Raw genomic sequence first — 19,598 nt, forward strand, 5'->3', positions numbered from 1 at the left:
GGAACGGGCTGGGAAACCTGCCGTCCCAACGCGGCCTATGGACAAGCACAGGCGGGCGCAACGATAGTCGGCACATGCTTTCCGTGCAAACCCCGATGCGCCGGCACGCCGTACTGCTGGCCTGCGCTGTCGCGTTCGCCGCGGTGTGGAGTCCGCTGGCGCGCTCAGCCGGCTGGCAGGTGCGGGTCAGTCCCGACGACGCGCTGTATCCGGTACTCGACCTGTCGCAGCGCCCCAGCACCAAGCCCGACGACAACCGCTACGGCGACGGCAGCGGCATGATCGCCGTCGAGGTGATTGCGGCGCGCAACGGCGAGCGTGTCAGCCTCAGTGTCGGAGCACCGGGACTGGCCGAGCCAGCCAGCGTGCAGGCCGTGCTGCCGCGTGCCGGCGAGCGCTATACGCTGCGGCCCCGCCTACGCTGGAGCCGCCGTGCGCTGTCCGGCGTGGTCAAGCCGCAGAACGTCGTCGCCGAATTCGCCCTGCAGCGCGACGCTGCACCGGCCCTGCACCAGCGCCGCGAGATCCGCCTGCACCCGCTCAGCGAAGCGCTGTATTACGTGCGCGACGGCAAGGACCACGTGGACCTCGGCTGGATCTTCGCCGCCTATGCCGATCCGGACTCGCGAGTGATCGATGCCATCTTCGAGCAGGTCGCCGAACGCCATCCGTTCCTGCCGCTCAAACCCGGCCCACGCACGCCGGCGCAGGCACTGGCGTCCGCGTATGCGATCTGGGAAGTGCTGCAGCTGCACGGCGTGCGCTATGCCGACGAGGATCCCGGCCTCGCGCGCGGACCTCTGGTCTGGAGCCAGCACGTGCGGCTGCATGACGATGTGTGGAACGAACGCCGCGCCAACTGCATCGACGGCAGCCTGCTGCTGGCCGCGGCGCTGGAGCGCCTCGGCATTCGCAGCGTGCTGCTGCTCGTGCCGCGCCACGCGCTGCTCGCGTTCTATACCGATGACAAGAAGTCCAGCCCGGTATTCGTCGAGACGACCCTGCTCGGCGCGCGCCAGCTCGCGGTACGGCCCAAGCCCGGCTTCGTCGGCGAGCTGAGCCTGATCGACAGCGACGCACTCGACAGCTTCTCCGCCGCGCTCGTCGCCGGCAAGGCGCGCTACGCGCGCGAAGCCGCGGGCTTCGGTCAGCGCAAGCCCGACTACCAGTGGATCGACCTGGCCACAGCACGCTCGTATGGCATCATCCCGCTCGCTGCGGCGGAGGCCGCGCCGGCCCGCGCGGCCGCTCCGCGCTGAAGCTGGCGCTCCGCCGAACGCCTCCGCAATGACTCAGAGCCCTTCCGATCCGCTGGACCACCTGCAACAGCAGATCCGCGCCGAAGCCGCGACGCTGCCCGAGATGCCGTCCGCGGTAACCGCGCGTGGCGCAGCGCCCGTCGTGCTGGCGCTGGATCACCCGCAACGCCTGCACTACACGCTCGACGACTTCATGCATGTGCACAACGACGAATTCGTCGAACTCGCCTATCGCTGTCTGCTCAAGCGTCCGGCGGATGCCGGCGGCCAACTGCTGGCGCTGCAGCGCCTGGCCGCCGGCGACAGCAAGATCGCCATCCTCGGCGACCTGCGCGCGTCGGCCGAAGGCCGCGGCTATGGCGTGGAAATCGCCGGCCTCGCCGGCCGCTACCGCTTCTGGCGCTTGACCCGCCTGCCGCTGATCGGGGCGCTGATCGAGCGCCTGGCGCTGGTCTGGAACCTGCCCGAGATCGCGCGTGAGCAACGCCGGCTCGGGCAGGCGCTGGCGCAGCAGAACTCCAGCGCCGACATCGCCGATCTCGCCGCCGAAGTCGCGCGCCTGCGCAACGACGTCGCTGTACTGCGCAGCGCGCGCAACGATCCGCGCGCATGATTCGCCGGTGCGCGGTGCGGGGCATCGCCGACTGCGACCGGTACCGCGCCGGGCAGTTCGCTCGACGCGAAGCGACACCGACTGACCATCGTGCGGCGGCCCCATGAAGATCGCGCTGCTCGCCCCGTCGCTGACCGCCCACGACGCCGTCGGTACCGATGTGCTCGAGATGGGCGCCGCGCTGCGTCGCGCCGGACACGATGTGCGCCTCTACGCCGACCACAGCCAGGGCCTCGCCGAAAGCGTGCACGCACCGGCCGGGCTCGATCGCTGGCTGGGTCCGCGCGATCTCGTCATCTACCACTATTCCATCGGCTGGCCGCGCATCGAAGCGCAACTTGCACAGCTGTCGTGCCGGCGTGTGCTGCGCTATCACAACATCACGCCGGCCGAGTTTTTCCAGGGCTGGTCGCGCGACCACGTGCGCAGCTGCGCGGCCGGGCGCGCGAGCCTTGCGACACTCGCGACGCTGGGTTTCGATCTGGCGCTGTCGTGTTCGCGCTACAACGCCGACGAACTCGTGCAGGCGGGCCTGCCACCCGAGCGCAGCCGCGTGCTCGCGCCATTCCATCGCTGCGAGGCCCTGCTCGATCAGCCGGCCGATACCGCGCTGCTCGACCGCTACGGCGACGGCCGCCGCAACGTGCTCATGCTCGGCCGCGTCGCGCCGAACAAGGGCCACGCCGCGCTGTTCGACGCGTTCGCCTGCTACCGCCGCCACTACGCGGCCGATGCGCGCCTGCTCGTCGTCGGCAAGCATGACCGACGCCTGGCGCGCTATTCGCGCCATCTGCGCGACCACTGCGCCGCACTGGACATTTCGGACAATGTCCACTTTCTCGACAACATCGACGACACGCGCCTAAAGGCCTGCTGGCTCGTCGCCGACGCGCTGCTGATGCTGTCGGAGCACGAAGGCTTCTGCGTGCCGCTGGTCGAGGCGATGGCGCTGGGCGTGCCGGTCGTTGCGCGCGACCGCAGCGCGATCGGCGAGACGCTCGGCCGTGCCGGACTCGCGTGGCAGGAGTCCGACCCGCGCCTGTATGCGGCCAGCCTCGACCGACTCGCGCGCGATGCGGCCGCGGCCGAAGTCCTGCGCCTGGCCGGCCGCGAACGCTACGCGCGCGAGTTCGCGCCGGAGATCCTCGCCACACGTCTCAATGACGCGCTGGCTGGATTCGCATGACCCGCATCGCCGTCGTCGTGCAGCGCTGCCATTCCGATATCGCTGGCGGTTCCGAAGCGCTGGCCTGGCACTACGCCCGGCTACTGCGCACGCGTGTCGAGGTCGACATCCTCACGAGTTGCGCACTCGACTACCGCAGCTGGGACAACGCACTGCCGGCCGGCGAGGAATGGCGCGAGGACGTGCGCATCCTGCGCTTCGCAAGCGCCTGGTCGCGCGGCAGCTGGTTCAACGAACTGCACCGGCGCGTGCTGCAGGCACATGCGCACGCGATCGAGCGCAGCGGCGAGACACGGATCGCCTGGCGTGCGCCGCTGGCGGAACAGTTCATCCGCGCGCAGGGCCCGTGGTGCCCAGGGCTGTTCGCGCATCTGCGCAACCACCACGACGACTACGCGTTCGTGCTGTTCTGCACCTACCTGTACCCGACCACGTACTTCGGCCTGGAATGCGTGCCCGAGGCCAAACGCATGCTCGTGCCGACCCTGCACGACGAGCCGCCGGCCTACCTGCCGGTCTACGCGCAGGCCGCGCGCCGCGTGCCACGCATCATCTGGCTCACTGATGCCGAGCGCCGTCTCGGCGCGCGGCTCTGGAAAATCGACCGCGGCGAGGTTGTCGGCATGGCCGTAGAAACGGCCGCGTCGCCGCCGGCAGTGCGCGAACGACCCTATCTGCTCTACTGCGGGCGCATCGACGAGAGCAAAGGCTGCCGCGAACTCATTGCCGCATTCCGGCTGCTGCGCCGGCAGCGCCGCGATGCGGTCGAACTCGTGCTGACCGGCGCGGATCACCTCGGCCTGCGCGACGACGACGGTGTGCGCTACCTCGGCTTCGTCGACGAGGCGCAGAAATTCGCCCTGATGGCCGGCGCGCGCGCGTTCGTGATGCCGTCGCGCTGGGAGAGCTTCAGCATCGTCACGCTCGAGGCGATGGCGCAGGGCACGCCGGTGATCGCCAACGCGCGCTGCGAAGTACTCGCCGATCACGTCGCGCATTCGCGCTGCGGCTGGGCCTACACCGGCACGGACGAACTGGTGCGGTGCATGCAGCAGGCGCTGGATCTCGGCACGGCCGAACGCGAGCAAATCGGCGAGCGCGGGCGTCGCTACGTCGCCGGGCGCTACGCCGGGACGGCCGTGGCATCGCGGCTGTTCGAGGTCATCGGCTTGTGATGTAACGGGGCGCGGTGGTCCTCGCTGTCGGCGGCATCGCGGATCATCGCCCGTTCTCACATGGCCTCGAACCGCACGCAGAACATGGCGCCGCCGAGCGCATCGGAGCCATGCACCGACAGGTTGCCGCGATAGCCCTTGACGATGTCCTGCACGATGGCCAGGCCGATGCCGTGGCCTTGCACGCGTTCGTCGCCGCGCACGCCGCGCTGCAGCAGGTGTTCGACCTTTTCCGCCGGAATGCCGGGGCCGTCGTCCTCGACGCGCAGTTCCAGGCCGGCGCGGCGCATGCGCGGCGCCTTGATCACATGCGCGGTGAACAGCACACGCCGGTCGGCCCATTTGAACGCGTTCTCGAGCAGGTTGCCGAGCAGTTCCATGAGATCGCCCTGGGCGCCGAAGAAGCGTGCGTCGGAATCGATCTCGAATTCGCACAGCACGCGCTTGGCGGCATAGACCTTCTCCAGGCTAGCGACGATGCCCTCGGCCGCGGTTTCGATCGCAAGCGGCGTGGAGAACACCTGGTGGCGCGAGGCGGTCGCGCGCGAGAGCTGGTAGGAGACGATGTCGTGCATGCGCTGCGACTGCTCGCTGACGCTGCGGCGCAGGCTGTGGTAACCCGCATCGCCGTCGATCTCGCTGCGCAGCACGGCGAGCGGTGTCTTGAGGCTGTGCGCGAGATCGGACATGGTGTTGCGGTAGCGATCCAGTTGCTCGCGACCGAAGTCGATGAGTTCGTTGAGGCTGCCGGTCAGCGGCGCCAGCTCGGCCGGATACTGTCCGGGCAGGCGGTCCGCATCGCCATTCATCACATTGTCCACATCGCGCACCATCTTGCGCAGCGGGCTCAGGCCCCAGCGCAGCAACGCGATCTGCAGCAGCAGCAGCACGATGGCCAGTGCGCCGAGCCAGCGCGCCAGGGTGCGGCGATACGCGGTGATCTGGCTCAGGAACTGCTGCTCGCTCTGCGCGACGTGAACGGTCAGGCGGACCGGGCGACGTTCGTCCACTTCCCAGCTGACACCTTGCGAAAACACGAACACGCGGCCGACCGCGTTGTCGATCGGCCCCTCGAAGCGTATTTCGCCGACCGGCAGGCGCGCATCGAACGCGAGTTCGCGGCCCAACGCCGACGGCGATTCCCAGCGTAGCGAATTACTCTCGCCGATGACGACGGCGTAGAGCCCCGACCCGGGCCGGTTGAATTCAGGATCGGGCAGGGTTTCCGGCGGCAGCAGCTTGGTGCCACGCAGCACGTCGGAGCCCGCGAGATAGGCGTAGACATAGCTCTGCAGCCGGTCGCGCATGGCCGCGACGGTCGCCTCGTAATAGGCCTGGTCCAGCGCGAAGCCAGTGACGCCGAGAAACGCCGCGAGCGCGAGGCCCGCGGCGACGGTCGAACGGGCCTGCAGCGACAGCGGTCGCCGCTGTGCCATGCGGACTTAATCCGCCGTAACGTCGCTGCGCGGTATCGCGAAGCGGTAACCGCGTCCGCGCACGGTCTCGATGGGCTTGAGAAGGCCGTCAGGATCGAGCTTGCGCCGCAGGCGGCCGATGAAGACTTCGAGCACGTTGGAATCGCGGTCGAAATCCTGCTGGTAGATGTGTTCGGTAAGGTCGGCCTTTGACACGAGTTCGCCGGCATGCAGCATCAGATACTCGAGCACCTTGTATTCGTAGCTCGTCAGGTCGACCGGCTTGGAATCGACGGTGATGCTCTGCGCCGTGGTGTCGAGCTGCACCGGGCCGCATTCCAGTATGGGTTTGGTCCAGCCCGTCGCGCGGCGCACGAGGGCGTTGAGGCGGGCCAGCAGTTCCTCGACATGGAAAGGTTTGACGAGGTAGTCGTCGGCACCGGCCTTCAGGCCTTCGACCTTGTCCTGCCAGCTCGAACGCGCAGTCAGGATCAGGATCGGATAGCGTTGGCCGTCATCGCGCAGCGCTTTGACCAGCTCCATCCCGGGGCGCTTGGGCAGGCCGAGGTCGATGACGGCCACGTCGAACGGCATCTCGCGCCCGAGGTAGAGGCCTTCGTCGCCATCGGAGGCACAGTCCACCGCATACCCTTCGCGCTTGAGCCGTGCTGCCAGGGTTTCGCGCAGCGGGGCTTCGTCTTCGACCAGCAGGACTCGCATTATCGGCTCTCCTTGTTCTCGTCCGCGGGAATCTTCACGACTTGCACTCGCCCGTCGCGGGTGAGCAGCTTGATCCGGTACAACTTCTTCTTGCCGATCGTGACTTCCTCGGCCTTGAGGACGCGTCCCTGGATTTCCTGCTGCACCTGCTCGACCGCATCCTCCAGACTCAACTGCGCCGCGGCCGGCGCGCTGATGGCGGCGAGCGCGATCAGGACCGGAAAGCAGCGCAGAAGGTAAGCCTGACTTTGCATGCGTTCATCTTAGCGAGAGGGGCCGAGTCTCGATAGCGCGGATTGAATTGCACCTGAACTGCACGACTCGCCGGAATTCCTCAACGTCTACGTAAATTCGATGTGTAGAGATGCCGTGGAGGGCGTAGTTCCCGGCCGCGCCTCAATACAGTTCGCCGACGCAGCAGCGCAGGCTGCCGCCGGCTTTCTCGATTTCCGCCAGCGCGACGGCTTCGGTGCGGAAGCCCCAGGCTGCGAGCGCGGCTTTCTGCGGCGCGCTCAGCGACGCCGCGGCACGTTCGCTCATCCAGACACTGTCATCGCTGAGCGCAATGCAGTTGCCCGCATAGTCGGCTTTCTGCGCCGCATCGAGGAACAGGCACCGCGGCGCATACGCATCGGCGATCGCCTGCGCGACGGTCGCATCGGCGAATCCGGACGGCGCGATGACGATCGCGCGGCCGGCCAGTACCGACATTACGACGTTGGTGTGGTATTCGCCGGACGCCAGATCGAAGCAGAACGTCAGCTTCAGGCCGAAGGCCGCATGCATCGCCGCCGCACCCGCTTCATCGCAGCGCTCACTCAGGCCGCAGTAACCGATGCCGCGGGCACGATCCACGACCAGGCTTCCGGTCAGCTCGGCGACACCGTCAATAGTGGATAAATCGATTTCTTCATAACCGACGATGTCGCGGAAGAAGCCGCGGATGTCCGGCCGCTGCGCCTCGCGCTGGCGCACCGGATGCCGCATGCGGCCGATGATGCTGCGGCCGGGCGCGGTCGCGAACACGTTGTTCGGAAACACCGCATCCGGTGTGGCCGCATCGCCGGGAAAGCAGACCGTGGGCAGCAGCGCGGACACGCGCCGCGCGAGCAGCGCATGCTCGACCAATGCCGTCCGCGCATCGACGCCGGCGTCCATCGCCATGTAGCGGTTGTCGCTGGCGGACTGTTCGGCCAGATGGAAACCCAGCGGCGTGACCAGGAAGGCGCCGCGCGCACAGCCGCGCGCCTCGGGCTGCAGCGTCGGCCAGAACTGGCGGAACTCGTCGATGGAACGGGTGATCACGCAAACCTCCGCAGTGAGTAAACGTGGACGACGCCGTTGCGTCAGGCCGGTCCGGCCGAGCGCGGCACCTCGGCCCAGCGCGGTTCGCCGTCCGCGCCACCCGGCTCGGCCAGCACGGCGCGGTCGCGCCCCTGGCGCTTGGCCTGGTACAGCGCGGTATCGGCCAGGCGCAGGCAGGCGTCCAGGCTCAACGCCGCGGGCGCGGCCATGTCGAACGGAAAGGCGCAGACGCCGATCGAGCAGGTCACGGTCAGCGGCTCGACCGAGAACACGAACGGCCGCTCCGCGATGCAGCTCAGGACACGCTGCGCGGCGATCGCCAGGCTGCCGCGGCCGGTGTCGCGCAGCACCAGCAGAAATTCCTCGCCGCCCCAGCGCAGCAGCACGTCGCCGTCGCGAGCCTGCTGGCGCAGGCGCGCGGCGATTTCCACGAGCACCGCATCGCCGACGGCATGGCCATGGCGATCGTTGATCTGCTTGAAGTGGTCGCAGTCGATCAGCAGCAGGCCGAGCACGCTGTGGCGGTCGCCGTCTTCGCAGCGGCGCAGTGCGCGCGCGCACTCGGCCGGCATTTCGAGGGCGAAATGCCGCCGGTTCCACAGGCCGGTCAGCGGATCGGTCAGCGAGGCGTGCTCGAGGCGCCGGTTGGCGTCGGCCAGTTCGCGCGTGCGTGCCGCGACTTCGTGCTGCAGACGCTGCGCCCGCCGCGCGAGGGCGGCGTTGCGCCAGCGTCCGGCGAGTACGCCGAGCAGGAGCAAGGCCAGCCCGAACGCGGCCAGCGCCGCCGGGGTCTGCCACCACGGCGCGCGCAGGCGGAATGGAATCTCGATCGGTGCTGCTTCCACCGCGAACGCGTCACGGGCGCGCAGGCGCAAGGTGTAGTCGCCCGGCGGCAGGCGGCTGAACTGGAAGCGCGAGGTGCTGCTCCATTGCGCGCGGTGGTCGCGCAGGCCCAGCAGTTCGGCGTTGTAGCGGATCTCCTGCGGCCGCTGGTAGGCGAGCAGCGCGACTTCGGCGCGCACACTGTCGTCACCGGCGGCGAGCACGGTGCCCGGCGTCAGTGGCGTGCCGCGTTCGGTGGCCGCCTGGCGCAAGCGCAGCGGCGAGGCCGGACCTGCAGCGGACTCCTGCGCCGGGTCGTACAGCGCGAGGCCGTCGACGCCACCAGCCCAGACCCGGCCCAGCGCATCAACATGACTCGCGCGATTGAATTCGAGCCCGGGCAGGCCGTCCTCGATGCCGAAGCGCGTGATCTGCTGCAGGGTCGGCTCGGCCGCCTGCGGATCGGCGAAGGTATAGCGCGTGACGCCGTCGGAGCCGAACACGTACAGGCGGCCCGACTGGTCGACCGCCTGCTGGTAGATCTGCCCCGGCGGCCGCGCTTCCGCGGGCAGGCGCACGCAGCGCAATGCGCCGCCGAGATCGATGCGCACGATGCCGGCGCGGCTGGCGACCCATAGCCCGCTGCGTCCGTCCGGTCCACGCTGCAGCTGCATGTCGAGCAGTTCCGCACTCGGCAGGCAGTCTTCGGGCACGCGTTGCCAGCCCTCGTCGCCATGCCAGGCCAGGCCGTTGGACGTCGCCGCCCACAGGCGTTCGCGCGCGTCGGTTGCCGGCGCGAGCAGCAGCTTGCGCACGGTCGGCGATCCGTCGCCAAGCGGAAGCGGCTGCGCATCGACCTCATCGCCGCGCAGCCGCGCGAGTCCATGCCGCGTCGCGATCCAGACCACATGGCCGTCGGCCGTATCCTGCGCGACCACGTCGAGCACGGTCAGGCCCGGCAAACCGCTGTTGTCGGCGCTGTAATGGCGTACGCCGCCGGCTTCGAGGCCGATCAGACCCTGGTCGCTCGCCAGCCACAGCGTCGCGCCGTCGCGTATCGCCGCGAACACCGTCGCGCGTTCGTGCGGCGCGGGCAGGAACCGCTGCCAGGTACCGTTGATCCAGCGCGCCGGCCCTTCGACCGTGCCGATCCACGGCGACTCCGCGCCATCCGGAAACCGCACATTGCCGACGCCGAACACGACGCGATGCGGCAAACCATGGCGTTCGTCGAGCGAGGCCCAGCGGCCGGGCTCGCGCCGCGCCACGCCGGACGACGTGGTACCCAGCCACAGCACGCGATGCTGCGGACTGTCGCCGGTTTCGATCAGGCTGCGCACGCCGTCTTCCGGCAGTCCTTCGGCCCGCGTGACCAGTCGCACTCGGCCGTCCTCACGCACCTCGGCCAGGCCGGCACGAGACAGGCCCACGCGCAGGATCGGCGTGCCGTCACGCTCGGTGCCCGGCAGCAATGGCGTGGCCGTGCCTTCCGGAAATCCGGTTGTCGCATCGTATACAACGAGCGATTTTTCACTCAGACGCGCAAGCCCGCGGCCAGTGCCTATCCACAGGTCGCGCCCGTCCTTGCCGCCCCAGAACGCGAGCCCGCGCACCGCATCGTTGGGCAGGCCGTCGGCCTTGCCCAGGTGCCAGTCGGACAGTGTCGCCGCACCGTCCGGATCGTCGAGGCGAAACAGTCCAGCCTGGTTCGTGCCTATCCACAGCGCTGGCCCGGCCGGGCCAGTACCGGCCAGCAGCACCGCGACTTCGAGCTTCGCGGTCGCTGCCAGCAGCTCACAGCCGGCAACGTCGCAGCGATAGACGCCGCGCGGCGTGCCTGCATAGACCGTTGATGCATCCCGCGGCAGCAGCGCTTCGAGCGACAACTCCAGCGGCAGGCCGGGTATCGCCTCGACCCGGCCTTCGGCATCGCGCCGCCACAGTCCGACGCTGTCCGTGCCTATCCACAGCGCGCCGTCGCCGGTCGCAGCCAGATGCATCACATACGGACGCACGCCCGCGCGTTCGGGCAGATCGATGCGTGTCCAGAAACGGCCGTCGAACTGGGCCAGACCGTCTTCGGTGCCGGCGTAGACGTAGCCCGCACGATCCTGGGCCAGCGCATGGATGGTGTTCTGCGGCAGGCCATCGGCCGTGCTGTAGCGGCGCAGCGCGGCCCATTCGAGCCGCTCGCGCGATTCCGGCGCCGGACCGTCGAGGCGAACCGGCACAGCCGCCGCCAGCGCCGGCAGGGCCAGCGCGGCGAACAGCGCCAACCCGCGCTCAGGCCGCCGCACGCAGCGCATGGCGTTGCTCCAGCGCCGCACGGATCACATCCAGTCCCGCGTCGTTGTGATGCGAACGCTCGCTCAGCACACGACGGAAGCCGCGTGCGCCCGGCAAACCCTGATACAGCCCCAGCAGATGCCGCGTGATGTGCTTGAGCGCCGTGCCCTGGGCCAGTTCGGCCTCAATGTACGGCAGCATCCGCTCGATCACCGCGTCGCGTTCGGGCAGCGGCTCGCCATACAGCGCGTGCTCGACGCGGGCGAGCACATAGGGATCGTGATACGCGGCGCGCCCCAGCATGACGCCGTCGACCTGCGCCAGGTGCTCGGTCACCGCGGTTTCGCTCGTGATGCCGCCGTTGATGACGACGCACAGCTGCGGGAAATCCTTTTTCAGCGCATGGACCCGCGCATAGTTCAGCGGCGGGATCTCGCGGTTCTCCTTCGGCGACAGCCCCTGCAGCCACGCCTTGCGCGCATGCACGATCAACACCTCCACGCCGGCGTCGACCATGCGGGCGGCAAACTGCTGCAGGTCGTGGTACTCGTCCTGCTCGTCGACACCGATGCGGCACTTCACCGTGACCGGAATGCGCACCGCGGCTCGCATCGCCGCGACACAGTCGGCGACCAGCGCCGGCTCACGCATCAGGCAGGCACCGAAACGCCCCGACTGCACCCGATCCGACGGACAGCCGACGTTGAGATTGATCTCCACATAGCCGGCGTCCTCGCCAAAGCGTGCCGCCTGAGCCAGCTCGGCCGGCTCCGACCCGCCCAGCTGCAACGCCACCGGCTGCTCGAACGCGCTATGCCGCAGCAGATGCATGCGGTTCCCGTGCACCAGCGCCGCCGACGTCACCATCTCCGTATACAGCCGCGCATGCGGCGACAGCAGCCGGTGGAAATAACGACAGTGCCGGTCCGTCCAATCCATCATCGGGGCAACACTCACGCGCCACGCGGCGCAATCTACTGGCGACACAGGCTTTTCCGTTTCCGACTGACTCATCAGCGCTGCAATCCGGCCGCTCGGCCCGGGCGCTGGACACGCCGGCAAAGCATTGATTCCGAGGGGATCAGGCCCGTCGCCAGGAACCGGCGACGGGACGCCGCATATCATCGCACGCGGCAATTATTTTGCCGAAGCTGCAAGGTTGTAGCGGATGCGGGATGGCGGGGTTCTCTTATTCCTGGACACCCATCATTTGTCCCGGCTCTCCTATTCCTGGACACCCATCATTCCCCGTTGCTGGACAGCCATCGATCGACTCATTGATCAGCCAGCCGACGTTCGTCCTGCGCGATTGCCCCTATCTGCTTCTGGACACCCATCAATCTTCCGCAGTCATCTCGAGCACACCCGGATCCCAAGGCGAGCACCACTAACCCAGCGAAATCTCCGGACACCCAGCAACCAGAGCGCTTCCGCGCCCGCGACGACGTGGAAACAAACACCCTCCGTCCCGATGAAACCATCAGGCCAGAACATTCCGATGCATACGATCGACACCGCCTGATGGCTGGCCACCCGAGGCACGTGACAATTGCGTATGGGCTACCCGCGCTCACTGCTGATCGACCCGTCAGGGCCAGGCGTCTATCACTGCGTATCGCGCTGTGTACGTCGCGCGTTTCTGTGCGGGCAAGATGCGCTGTCGGGCCGCAATTTCGATCATCGCAAACAGTGGATCGAGGATCGGCTTCTGGCGCTGGCCGACATCTTCTCCGCGTCGGTGCTCGCCTATGCGGTCATGAGCAACCATGTGCATGTCGTCGTCCGGATGGACCCGGCGTCCACGCGCCGCTGGAGCGACTCGACCGTCGCCGAACGTTGGGCAACGCTGTTTCCCGCTTCCCATGATCGTGGGCCGCATATCCAGGACCGCCTCGAGCGAATAGCGGCCTTGCTCGCCAACCCCGAGCGCCTGGCGGTACTGCGCGAGCGACTGGGAAACCTGTCCTGGTTCATGCGCTGCCTGTCCGAGCCAATCGCCCGTCGCGCCAATCGCGAGGACGATTGCAGTGGCCGGTTCTGGGAAGGGCGTTTCAAGTGCCAGGTGCTGCTGGACGACCGTGCCGTACTGGCGTGCATGACCTACGTCGACTTGAATCCTGTGCGCGCCGGCCTGGCAGACGGACTGGCGACCTCTGCGCACACTTCGATCCGACGCCGGATCCGAGGCGGAATTGCTGGAGACCTGCCGATGAATGCGGTGGCTGGTGCGGACGCCAGCGGACTGTTCGCCCTCGGCAACGACGAATACGTCGCGCTGGTCGACGTGACCGGCCGCCGGCTCCACGCAACCAAACGCGGCGTGATCACAGAACCCATTCCCAGGCCAATACAACAGATGGTCGATGATCGGAGTTGGGTGGCCCAGGTCCAGAATACGGAGACGCGTTACTGGCGCGCCATCGGCAGCATCGAGGCCATGGCTGCTCGGGCCAGCGCGCTAGGGCAGCGCTGGCTCAAAGGTGGACGACACCAAGCGGTGACTACGTAGCCCGACGACAGGCGCTACTGCGTTCGCGGTGCTGGGTGACTATAAGACTTCCGCCGACAACGGCGCCATCGCGCATCGCGTAGGCGAGCGAGCAACCTTTCCTGGCGGGGACCATGGAAGCCAGTGGGGCACCAGCTCTACTGCGGATCGGCGGCGAAGCCTAACTGACCAGTCAAAAGCCAGCGAACGGAGGACCGTCGAGCGGAAACGCCGCGCAGGAGATAGTGGGGAGATAGTGGGTGTCCAGAAAGAAAACGCCCGGTGTCCAAAAGAACGGAAAAACGACGCGAGATGATGGGTGTCCAGAAAAACGGTGCAGAAAAACGGTGGGGCACCAGCTCTACTGCGGATCGGCGGCGAAGCCTAACTGATCAGTCAAAAGCCAGCGAACGGCGGACCGTCGAGCGGAAACGCCGCGCAGGAGATAGTGGGGAGATAGTAGTGGGTGTCCAGGAAGTGCGCCCAGGGGAGATAGTGGGTGTCCAGAAAGAGAACGGGTGTCCAGAAAGAGAACGCCCGGAGAACGCCCGGTGTCCAGAAGAACGGAAAAACGCAGAAAAACGAGCCGCCCAGCCCATGGGTGCCACGCCGCCGAATTCAGCCCGTAACCGCGTAGCGCTATAGTCCGCCAACCAGCCTCCCGCTCACGATTTCGGGGAATCGTCCATGCCGTCCACTGCTCTGCTGCGCCTGCTGCGCGCCTTCGCGCTCATCAGCCTGTTGTCTTGCATTCCCTCCGCCGTATTTGCCCAATGCGTCAGCCTCACCACGCTCGGTTCTGCGGCCACGCAGAGTTTCGACACGCTGTCGAATACGGCCGGATCGACGACGAACAACCTGACCATCACGGGTTGGTTCATGACCGAGACCGGCGGCGGGGCGCGGGACAACGAGCAGTACGCGGTGGACACCGGTGCGTCGAATACGGGCGACACGTATAGCTATGGCGCGGCCGCGTCCACCGACCGGGCGCTGGGCGGGCTGCGCAGCGGGACGTTGATTTCTTCGGTCGGCGCCTGCTTCACGAATAACACGGGCGCGACGATCGCTGGCCTGAACGTGGCGTACACGGGCGAGGAGTGGCGGCTGGGCACGGCGGCGCGCACGGACCAGCTCACGTTCGAATACAGCCTCAATGCGACCAGCCTGATCACCGGCACCTGGACCGGCGTGGCGGCGCTGAATTTCGTGACGCCGGATACGGCGACCGCGGGTGCGAAGAACGGCAACGCCGCGTCGGCGCGGACCGCACTGTCCAGCGCGATAGGTTCGCTGAGCATCGCTAACGGCGCGACGTTCTGGATCCGCTGGAACGATGTCGATGCGTCAGGCGCCGACGACGGCCTCGCGGTGGACGATTTCTCGCTGACGCCGCATGGCGCGATCGCGCTGCCGAATCTCACGGTCAACGATGTGTCACTCAACGAAGGCAATGCGGGCACGACCTCGTTCGTGTTCACGGTCAGCCTGTCCGCGCCAGCCGGCCCGGGCGGCGTCACGTTCGACATCGCGACCGCCGACGGCACCGCCGTCGCGCCGGGCGACTACACGATCAATTCATTGACCGGCCAGACCATTCCCGCCGGCAGCAGTACCTACGCCTTCACCGTGCTCGTGAACGGCGACACCGCGCCGGAGACCAACGAGACCTTTTTCGTCAATGTCACGAACGTCACCGGCGCTACCGTCACCGACGGCCAGGGCCAGGGCAACGTCGTCAACGACGACGCTGCACCGAATCTGACGATCAACGATGTCTCGCTCAATGAAGGCAATGCGGGCACGACGAGTTTCACCTTCACGGCCAGCCTGTCGGCGCCGGCCGGTGCCGGTGGTGTGACCTTCGATATCGCCACGGCCAACGGCACGGCCATCGCGCCGGGTGACTACACCGTCAATTCGCTGACCGGCCAGACCATCCCCGCCGGCAGCAGCACCTACGCCTTTACGGTGCTCGTGAACGGCGATACCACGCCGGAGAGCGACGAGACCTTCCTCGTCAATGTCACCAACGTCACGAACGCCATCGTCACCGACGGACAGGGCCAGGGCACGATCGTCAACGACGATGTGTCCCGCATCCACGACGTGCAGGGCAACGGCGCGGCGACGCCGATTCCGGGCGCAACGGTCACCGTCGAAGGCGTCGTGGTCGGCGATTTCCAGGGTACGGGCCAGCTGCAGGGCTTCTTCCTGCAGGAAGAGGACGCCGACGCAGACGCGGACCCGGCCACGTCCGAAGGCGTGTTCGTGTTCTGCAGCACCTGCCCGACGGCGGTGGCCGAAGGCCAGCGCGTGCGCGCGACCGGCGTGGTGTCGGAAAGCAGCAACCTGACCATGGTCAGCGCCACGACCGCGGGCGAGGTGGTCGTGACCAATGCGGGCAACAACCTTGCGCAGGTGACGCCGGCAGCGATCGACCTGCCGGTCGTTGGCGACATCGACAGCTTCTACGAGTCACGCGAGAGCATGCGCGTGACCTTCGTCGATACGCTCACGGTCAGCGACTACTTCGAGATGGCGCGCTACGGCCAGGTGGTGCTGACCGAAGGCGGCCGGCCACGCGCGTTCACCGAATTCTCGGCGCCGGATGTCGCCGGTTACACCGCCTACCTCGACGCGCTCGCGCGCCGCCGCGTGCTGCTCGACGACGACAACAACGCGCAGGAAACCTTCCTGACCTCACCCAACGGCCAGCAGGCGATCTATCACCCGCGCGCCAACGGCGGCCTGTCGGTCGGCACGCAGGGCGTGGATTTCTTCCGCGGCGGCGATCTCGTCAACGGCCTGACCGGCGTGCTGGATTTCTCGAACCCGGGCGCCGGCGTGGCGAGCTGGCGCGTGCGCCCGACCGCGGCGACCCCGGCCACGTTCACGGTCGCCAATCCGCGACCGGCGACGCCGCCGGTCGTCGGCGGCGCGATCAAAGTCGCCGGCGCGAACCTGCTGAACTACTTCACGACGATCGACACTACGGCCAGCTCGAACAGCGGCCCGTGCGGCCCCGGCGGCACGCTGGACTGCCGCGGCGCGGACAGCGTGGCCGAACTCAATCGCCAGCGCGAGCGCGTTTCGATCATGACCTGCGCGCTCGATGCCGACGTCGTCGCGTTTATGGAACTGGAAAACACCACCGCCAGCGCCACGATCACGGACCTGCTCGGCGCGATCAACACGCGCTGCGGCGGCGCCCACCCGTATGCCTTCGTCAACACGGGCGGCACACTCGGCACCGACGCGATCCGCGTGCAGCCGATCTATCGCACGGGTGTGGTCTCGCCGGTCGGTTCGCCGCTGGTCGATCTGGATCCGGTCCACAACCGTCCGCCGACGGCGCAGACCTTTGATGTGGTCGACGCAACGAATTCGGCCTTCGGCCAGCGCTTCACCGTGATCGCCAACCATCTGCGTGCCAAGGGCTGCGGCGGCGCGAGCGGTGCCGATGCCGACAGCGGCGACGGCCAGTCCTGCTTCGCGGCGACGCGCACCGCGCAGGCGAGCCGGCTGCTGAGCTGGATCAGCGGCACGGTACTGCCGGCCGCGGGGGATCCCGACGTGCTGCTGCTCGGCGACTTCAACGCCTACGCGCAGGAGACGCCGATCACGACGATCCTGTCCGGCGGCTATAGCGATCTGGAGACGACGTTTCAGGGCGCGAATGCCTACTCGTACTTGTTCAGCGGCACGCTCGGCCATCTCGACTACGCGTTCGCGTCGGCGTCGCTGGCCAGCCAGGTCACCGGCGCGAATACCTGGCACATCAACGCCGACGAACTGCCGCTGTTCGACTACAACGACGAAGTCGCCGACATCGGCGAATCCGCGTTCGAGGAGAAGCCCGACGGTTCCGCGCTGGTGCCGCCGCGCGTGGTGTTCCAGCCCGCGACGCCGTACCGCGCGGCGGATCACGATCCGGTGGTGGTCGGCCTGTTCGCGATTTCCGATCTGGCCGTCACCGCAAGCGACTCGCCGGACCCGGTCACGGCCGGCAACAACCTGACCTATACGATTACCGTCACGAACAACGGCCCCGACCCCGCCGCCGGCACGAGCTGGACGACCACGCTGCCGACGGGCCTGACATTCGTCTCGCTGCCGGCCGTGGCCGGCTGGACCTGCACCACGCCGGCCGTCGGCGCGGGCGGCGCGGTGAGCTGCAGCAACCCGAACTTCAGTGTCGGCAACAGCGCGTTCACGCTGACCTCGCTGGTGGATCCGGCGCTTCCCGCTGGCACGATACTGTCGGCCACGGCAACCACGACATCGACGAGCGGCGATCCCACGCCCGCCAACAACAGCGCGACGGTGACGACGACCGTGGGCGCTGCGGCCGACCTCGGCGTCAGCAACAGCGGCGCGCCGGCGTCTGCCATCAGCGGCCAGCCCATCAGCTACACGATAGCTGTTAGTAACGCTGGCCCGAGCAACGCGGCTAACGTATCGCTGAGCTATCCGATCCCGGCGAATACGACATTCACGTCGCTCACCTCGCCGGGCGGCTGGAGCTGCACGACGCCGGCCGTTGGCGCCACGGGCTCGGTAAGTTGCACGACACTGAGTCTCGCCACCGGGTCGGCCGCGTTCACGCTCGGCGTCGCCGTCGACCCTGGCGCAACCGCGGCAAACATCACCGGCACGGCGACGGTCGCGTCGACGACCACCGATCCCGCGCCCGGCAACGAGTCCGCCACGGCGACCACGCCGCTGGGCACGTCGGCGGACTTGAGCGTCACCAATACCGCTTCGACGCCCTCGGCGATCAGCGGCCAGCCGATCACCTACACGCTGACCGTGACGAACGCCGGCCCCAGCGCCGCGGCGAACGTATCGCTGAGCTATCCGATCCCGGCGAATACGACGTTCACGTCGCTGTCCGCGCCGGCGGGCTGGAGCTGCACGACGCCGGCCGTCGGCGGCACCGGCACGGTGAGCTGCACGACACTGAGCCTCGCTACCGGCTCGGCCGCGTTCACGCTCGTCGTCACGGTCGATCCGAGCGCGACGGCGGCGAGCATCTCCGGCACAGCGACGGTCGCGTCGACGACCACCGATCCCTCGCCCGGCAACGAATCCGCCACCGCGGCCACGCCGCTGGGCACGTCGGCGGACCTGGGCATCACCAATACCGCGTCGACGCCCTCGGCCATCAACGGCCAGCCGATCACCTACACGCTGACCGTGACCAATGCGGGCCCCAGCGCGGCGGCGAACGTGGCGCTGAGCAATGCGATCCCGGCCAATACCACGTTTACTTCGTTGACCTCGCCGGGCGGCTGGAGCTGCACGACGCCGGCCGTCGGCGCCATGGGCACGGTGAGCTGCACGAATCCCGCGCTGGCGCCCGGCTCCGCCATGTTCAGCCTGACGGTCACGATCGACAGCGGCGCGCCGGTCACGATGATCGTCGACACGGCGAGCGTCACGGCGACCACGAGCGATCCCGCTCCCGGCAACGAATCGGCGACGGCGACCACGTCGACGCCGGTATCGCTGCAGTCGTTCGACGTCGACTGATGCCTGCGTGATGCGCGACGGGTTGCCTGCACAGGGCCGCCCGTCGCGCGGCCGGCCATGAGCCGCGTCACTGGCCCGCACCGCGTGCGGATGCAGACTCCACGAATCCACACTGGCGCCGCCGCTGATGTCGGCGCTGCGGCCGCGCACAGGCCTGCGGCGCTGACAGCACGACCATAGACCGTCGCTATCGGATCTATCGCATCTATTGATTTCTGTGATGTACCAGTCCCGGCAATACTCGGCCCCGGGAGAGCGGCAGTCCTCGACACACAGCAGAGGGATGCCATGTATACAACGAACATAGGGCGACAATGTCTGGCACTGGTCCTGACCGCACTCGCGGCCGGCGCACAGGCGCAAGGCACACTGACGCGCGACAACGGAGCGCCCGTCGGCGACAACCAGAATTCGCAGACGGCCGGCCCGGGGGGACCTGCCCTGCTGCAGGATGTGCAGCTGATCCAGAAGCTGCAGCGCTTCGATCGCGAGCGCATACCTGAGCGCGTCGTGCATGCGCGCGGTACCGGCGCGCACGGCGAGTTCGTCGCAAGCGCCGACATTTCAGCGCTGACCCGCGCGAAAGTCTTCACCCAGGGCACGACGACGCCGGTGTTCGTGCGCTTTTCCACCGTGATACACGGGCAGCATTCGCCGGAAACCCTGCGCGACCCGCACGGCTTCGCGACCAAGTTCTATACCAGCGAAGGCAACTGGGACCTGGTCGGCAACAACCTGCCGGTCTTCTTCATCCGCGACGCGATCAAGTTTCCGGACATGGTCCACTCGCTGAA

13 protein-coding genes are annotated in these 19,598 nt (G+C 67.9%); 7 read left to right on the plus strand and 6 right to left on the minus strand.

The annotated features are described in order from the left end of the window. Positions 1–74 precede the first annotated feature (74 nt). The 4 genes from RUU78_RS19355 to RUU78_RS19370 all read left to right on the plus strand — a co-directional run bounded on the left by RUU78_RS19355 (position 75) and on the right by RUU78_RS19370 (position 4,233). Positions 75–1,259, plus strand: coding sequence for a hypothetical protein (locus RUU78_RS19355; RefSeq protein ID WP_313919253.1), 1,185 nt, complete (start codon positions 75–77; stop codon positions 1,257–1,259). 28 nt (positions 1,260–1,287) lie between these two features. Continuing rightward, positions 1,288–1,872, plus strand: coding sequence for a hypothetical protein (locus tag RUU78_RS19360; RefSeq protein ID WP_313919254.1), 585 nt, complete (start codon positions 1,288–1,290; stop codon positions 1,870–1,872). 103 nt (positions 1,873–1,975) lie between these two features. Beyond that, positions 1,976–3,058 (plus strand): glycosyltransferase family 4 protein, encoded by a 1,083-nt coding sequence (locus tag RUU78_RS19365; RefSeq protein ID WP_313919255.1) that lies wholly within the window; start codon positions 1,976–1,978, stop codon positions 3,056–3,058. Further along, positions 3,055–4,233, plus strand: coding sequence for a glycosyltransferase family 4 protein (locus tag RUU78_RS19370; protein ID WP_313919257.1), 1,179 nt, complete (start codon positions 3,055–3,057; stop codon positions 4,231–4,233). The genes RUU78_RS19365 and RUU78_RS19370 overlap by 4 nt, the downstream gene beginning before the upstream one ends. Before the next feature lie 56 nt (positions 4,234–4,289). Here RUU78_RS19370 and RUU78_RS19375 read toward each other — a convergent pair whose 3' ends face one another. The 6 genes from RUU78_RS19375 to dusA all read right to left on the minus strand — a co-directional run bounded on the left by RUU78_RS19375 (position 4,290) and on the right by dusA (position 11,795). Continuing rightward, a complete protein-coding gene (locus RUU78_RS19375; RefSeq protein ID WP_313919259.1) occupies positions 4,290–5,669 on the minus strand; it encodes a sensor histidine kinase in 1,380 nt (459 codons plus the stop codon). Between the two features lie 6 nt (positions 5,670–5,675). After that, positions 5,676–6,368 (minus strand): response regulator transcription factor, encoded by a 693-nt coding sequence (locus RUU78_RS19380; protein ID WP_313919261.1) that lies wholly within the window; start codon positions 6,366–6,368, stop codon positions 5,676–5,678. After that, entirely contained in the window at positions 6,368–6,622 is a 255-nt protein-coding gene (locus RUU78_RS19385; RefSeq protein WP_313919263.1) for a hypothetical protein, read from the minus strand. Before RUU78_RS19385 ends, RUU78_RS19380 begins: the two co-directional genes overlap by 1 nt. Positions 6,623–6,764: 142 nt before the next feature. After that, positions 6,765–7,673, minus strand: coding sequence for an arginine deiminase-related protein (locus RUU78_RS19390; RefSeq protein WP_313919265.1), 909 nt, complete (start codon positions 7,671–7,673; stop codon positions 6,765–6,767). Positions 7,674–7,714: 41 nt separating this feature from the next. Next, entirely contained in the window at positions 7,715–10,801 is a 3,087-nt protein-coding gene (locus RUU78_RS19395; RefSeq protein WP_313919267.1) for a diguanylate cyclase, read from the minus strand. Further along, complete coding sequence (dusA, locus tag RUU78_RS19400) at positions 10,779–11,795, minus strand: tRNA dihydrouridine(20/20a) synthase DusA (protein ID WP_313919269.1); 1,017 nt, start codon at positions 11,793–11,795, stop codon at positions 10,779–10,781. Before dusA ends, RUU78_RS19395 begins: the two co-directional genes overlap by 23 nt. Positions 11,796–12,336: 541 nt before the next feature. On the opposite strand from dusA, the gene RUU78_RS19405 reads away from it, so the two are divergent. From RUU78_RS19405 to RUU78_RS19415, 3 genes are all read left to right on the plus strand, one after another. After that, entirely contained in the window at positions 12,337–13,290 is a 954-nt protein-coding gene (locus tag RUU78_RS19405; RefSeq protein WP_313919271.1) for a hypothetical protein, read from the plus strand. 666 nt (positions 13,291–13,956) lie between these two features. Then, positions 13,957–18,804 (plus strand): ExeM/NucH family extracellular endonuclease, encoded by a 4,848-nt coding sequence (locus RUU78_RS19410; protein WP_313919273.1) that lies wholly within the window; start codon positions 13,957–13,959, stop codon positions 18,802–18,804. Positions 18,805–19,092: 288 nt separating this feature from the next. Further along, on the plus strand, positions 19,093–19,598 hold a 506-nt coding region (locus RUU78_RS19415), incomplete at its 3' end, for a catalase (RefSeq protein ID WP_313919274.1).

Origin of the sequence: Tahibacter sp., from assembly GCF_032229445.1 — a bacterium.
Classification (GTDB): domain Bacteria; phylum Pseudomonadota; class Gammaproteobacteria; order Xanthomonadales; family Rhodanobacteraceae; genus Tahibacter.

Coding starts and splice junctions, on each gene's coding strand:
- RUU78_RS19355 (WP_313919253.1), top strand. CDS start 75: ATGCTTTCCGTGCAAACCCCGATGCGCCGGCACGCCGTACTGCTGGCC.
- RUU78_RS19360 (WP_313919254.1), top strand. CDS start 1,288: ATGACTCAGAGCCCTTCCGATCCGCTGGACCACCTGCAACAGCAGATC.
- RUU78_RS19365 (WP_313919255.1), top strand. CDS start 1,976: ATGAAGATCGCGCTGCTCGCCCCGTCGCTGACCGCCCACGACGCCGTC.
- RUU78_RS19370 (WP_313919257.1), top strand. CDS start 3,055: ATGACCCGCATCGCCGTCGTCGTGCAGCGCTGCCATTCCGATATCGCT.
- RUU78_RS19375 (WP_313919259.1), bottom strand. CDS start 5,669: ATGGCACAGCGGCGACCGCTGTCGCTGCAGGCCCGTTCGACCGTCGCC.
- RUU78_RS19380 (WP_313919261.1), bottom strand. CDS start 6,368: ATGCGAGTCCTGCTGGTCGAAGACGAAGCCCCGCTGCGCGAAACCCTG.
- RUU78_RS19385 (WP_313919263.1), bottom strand. CDS start 6,622: ATGCAAAGTCAGGCTTACCTTCTGCGCTGCTTTCCGGTCCTGATCGCG.
- RUU78_RS19395 (WP_313919267.1), bottom strand. CDS start 10,801: ATGCGCTGCGTGCGGCGGCCTGAGCGCGGGTTGGCGCTGTTCGCCGCG.
- dusA (WP_313919269.1), bottom strand. CDS start 11,795: ATGAGTCAGTCGGAAACGGAAAAGCCTGTGTCGCCAGTAGATTGCGCC.
- RUU78_RS19405 (WP_313919271.1), top strand. CDS start 12,337: ATGGGCTACCCGCGCTCACTGCTGATCGACCCGTCAGGGCCAGGCGTC.
- RUU78_RS19410 (WP_313919273.1), top strand. CDS start 13,957: ATGCCGTCCACTGCTCTGCTGCGCCTGCTGCGCGCCTTCGCGCTCATC.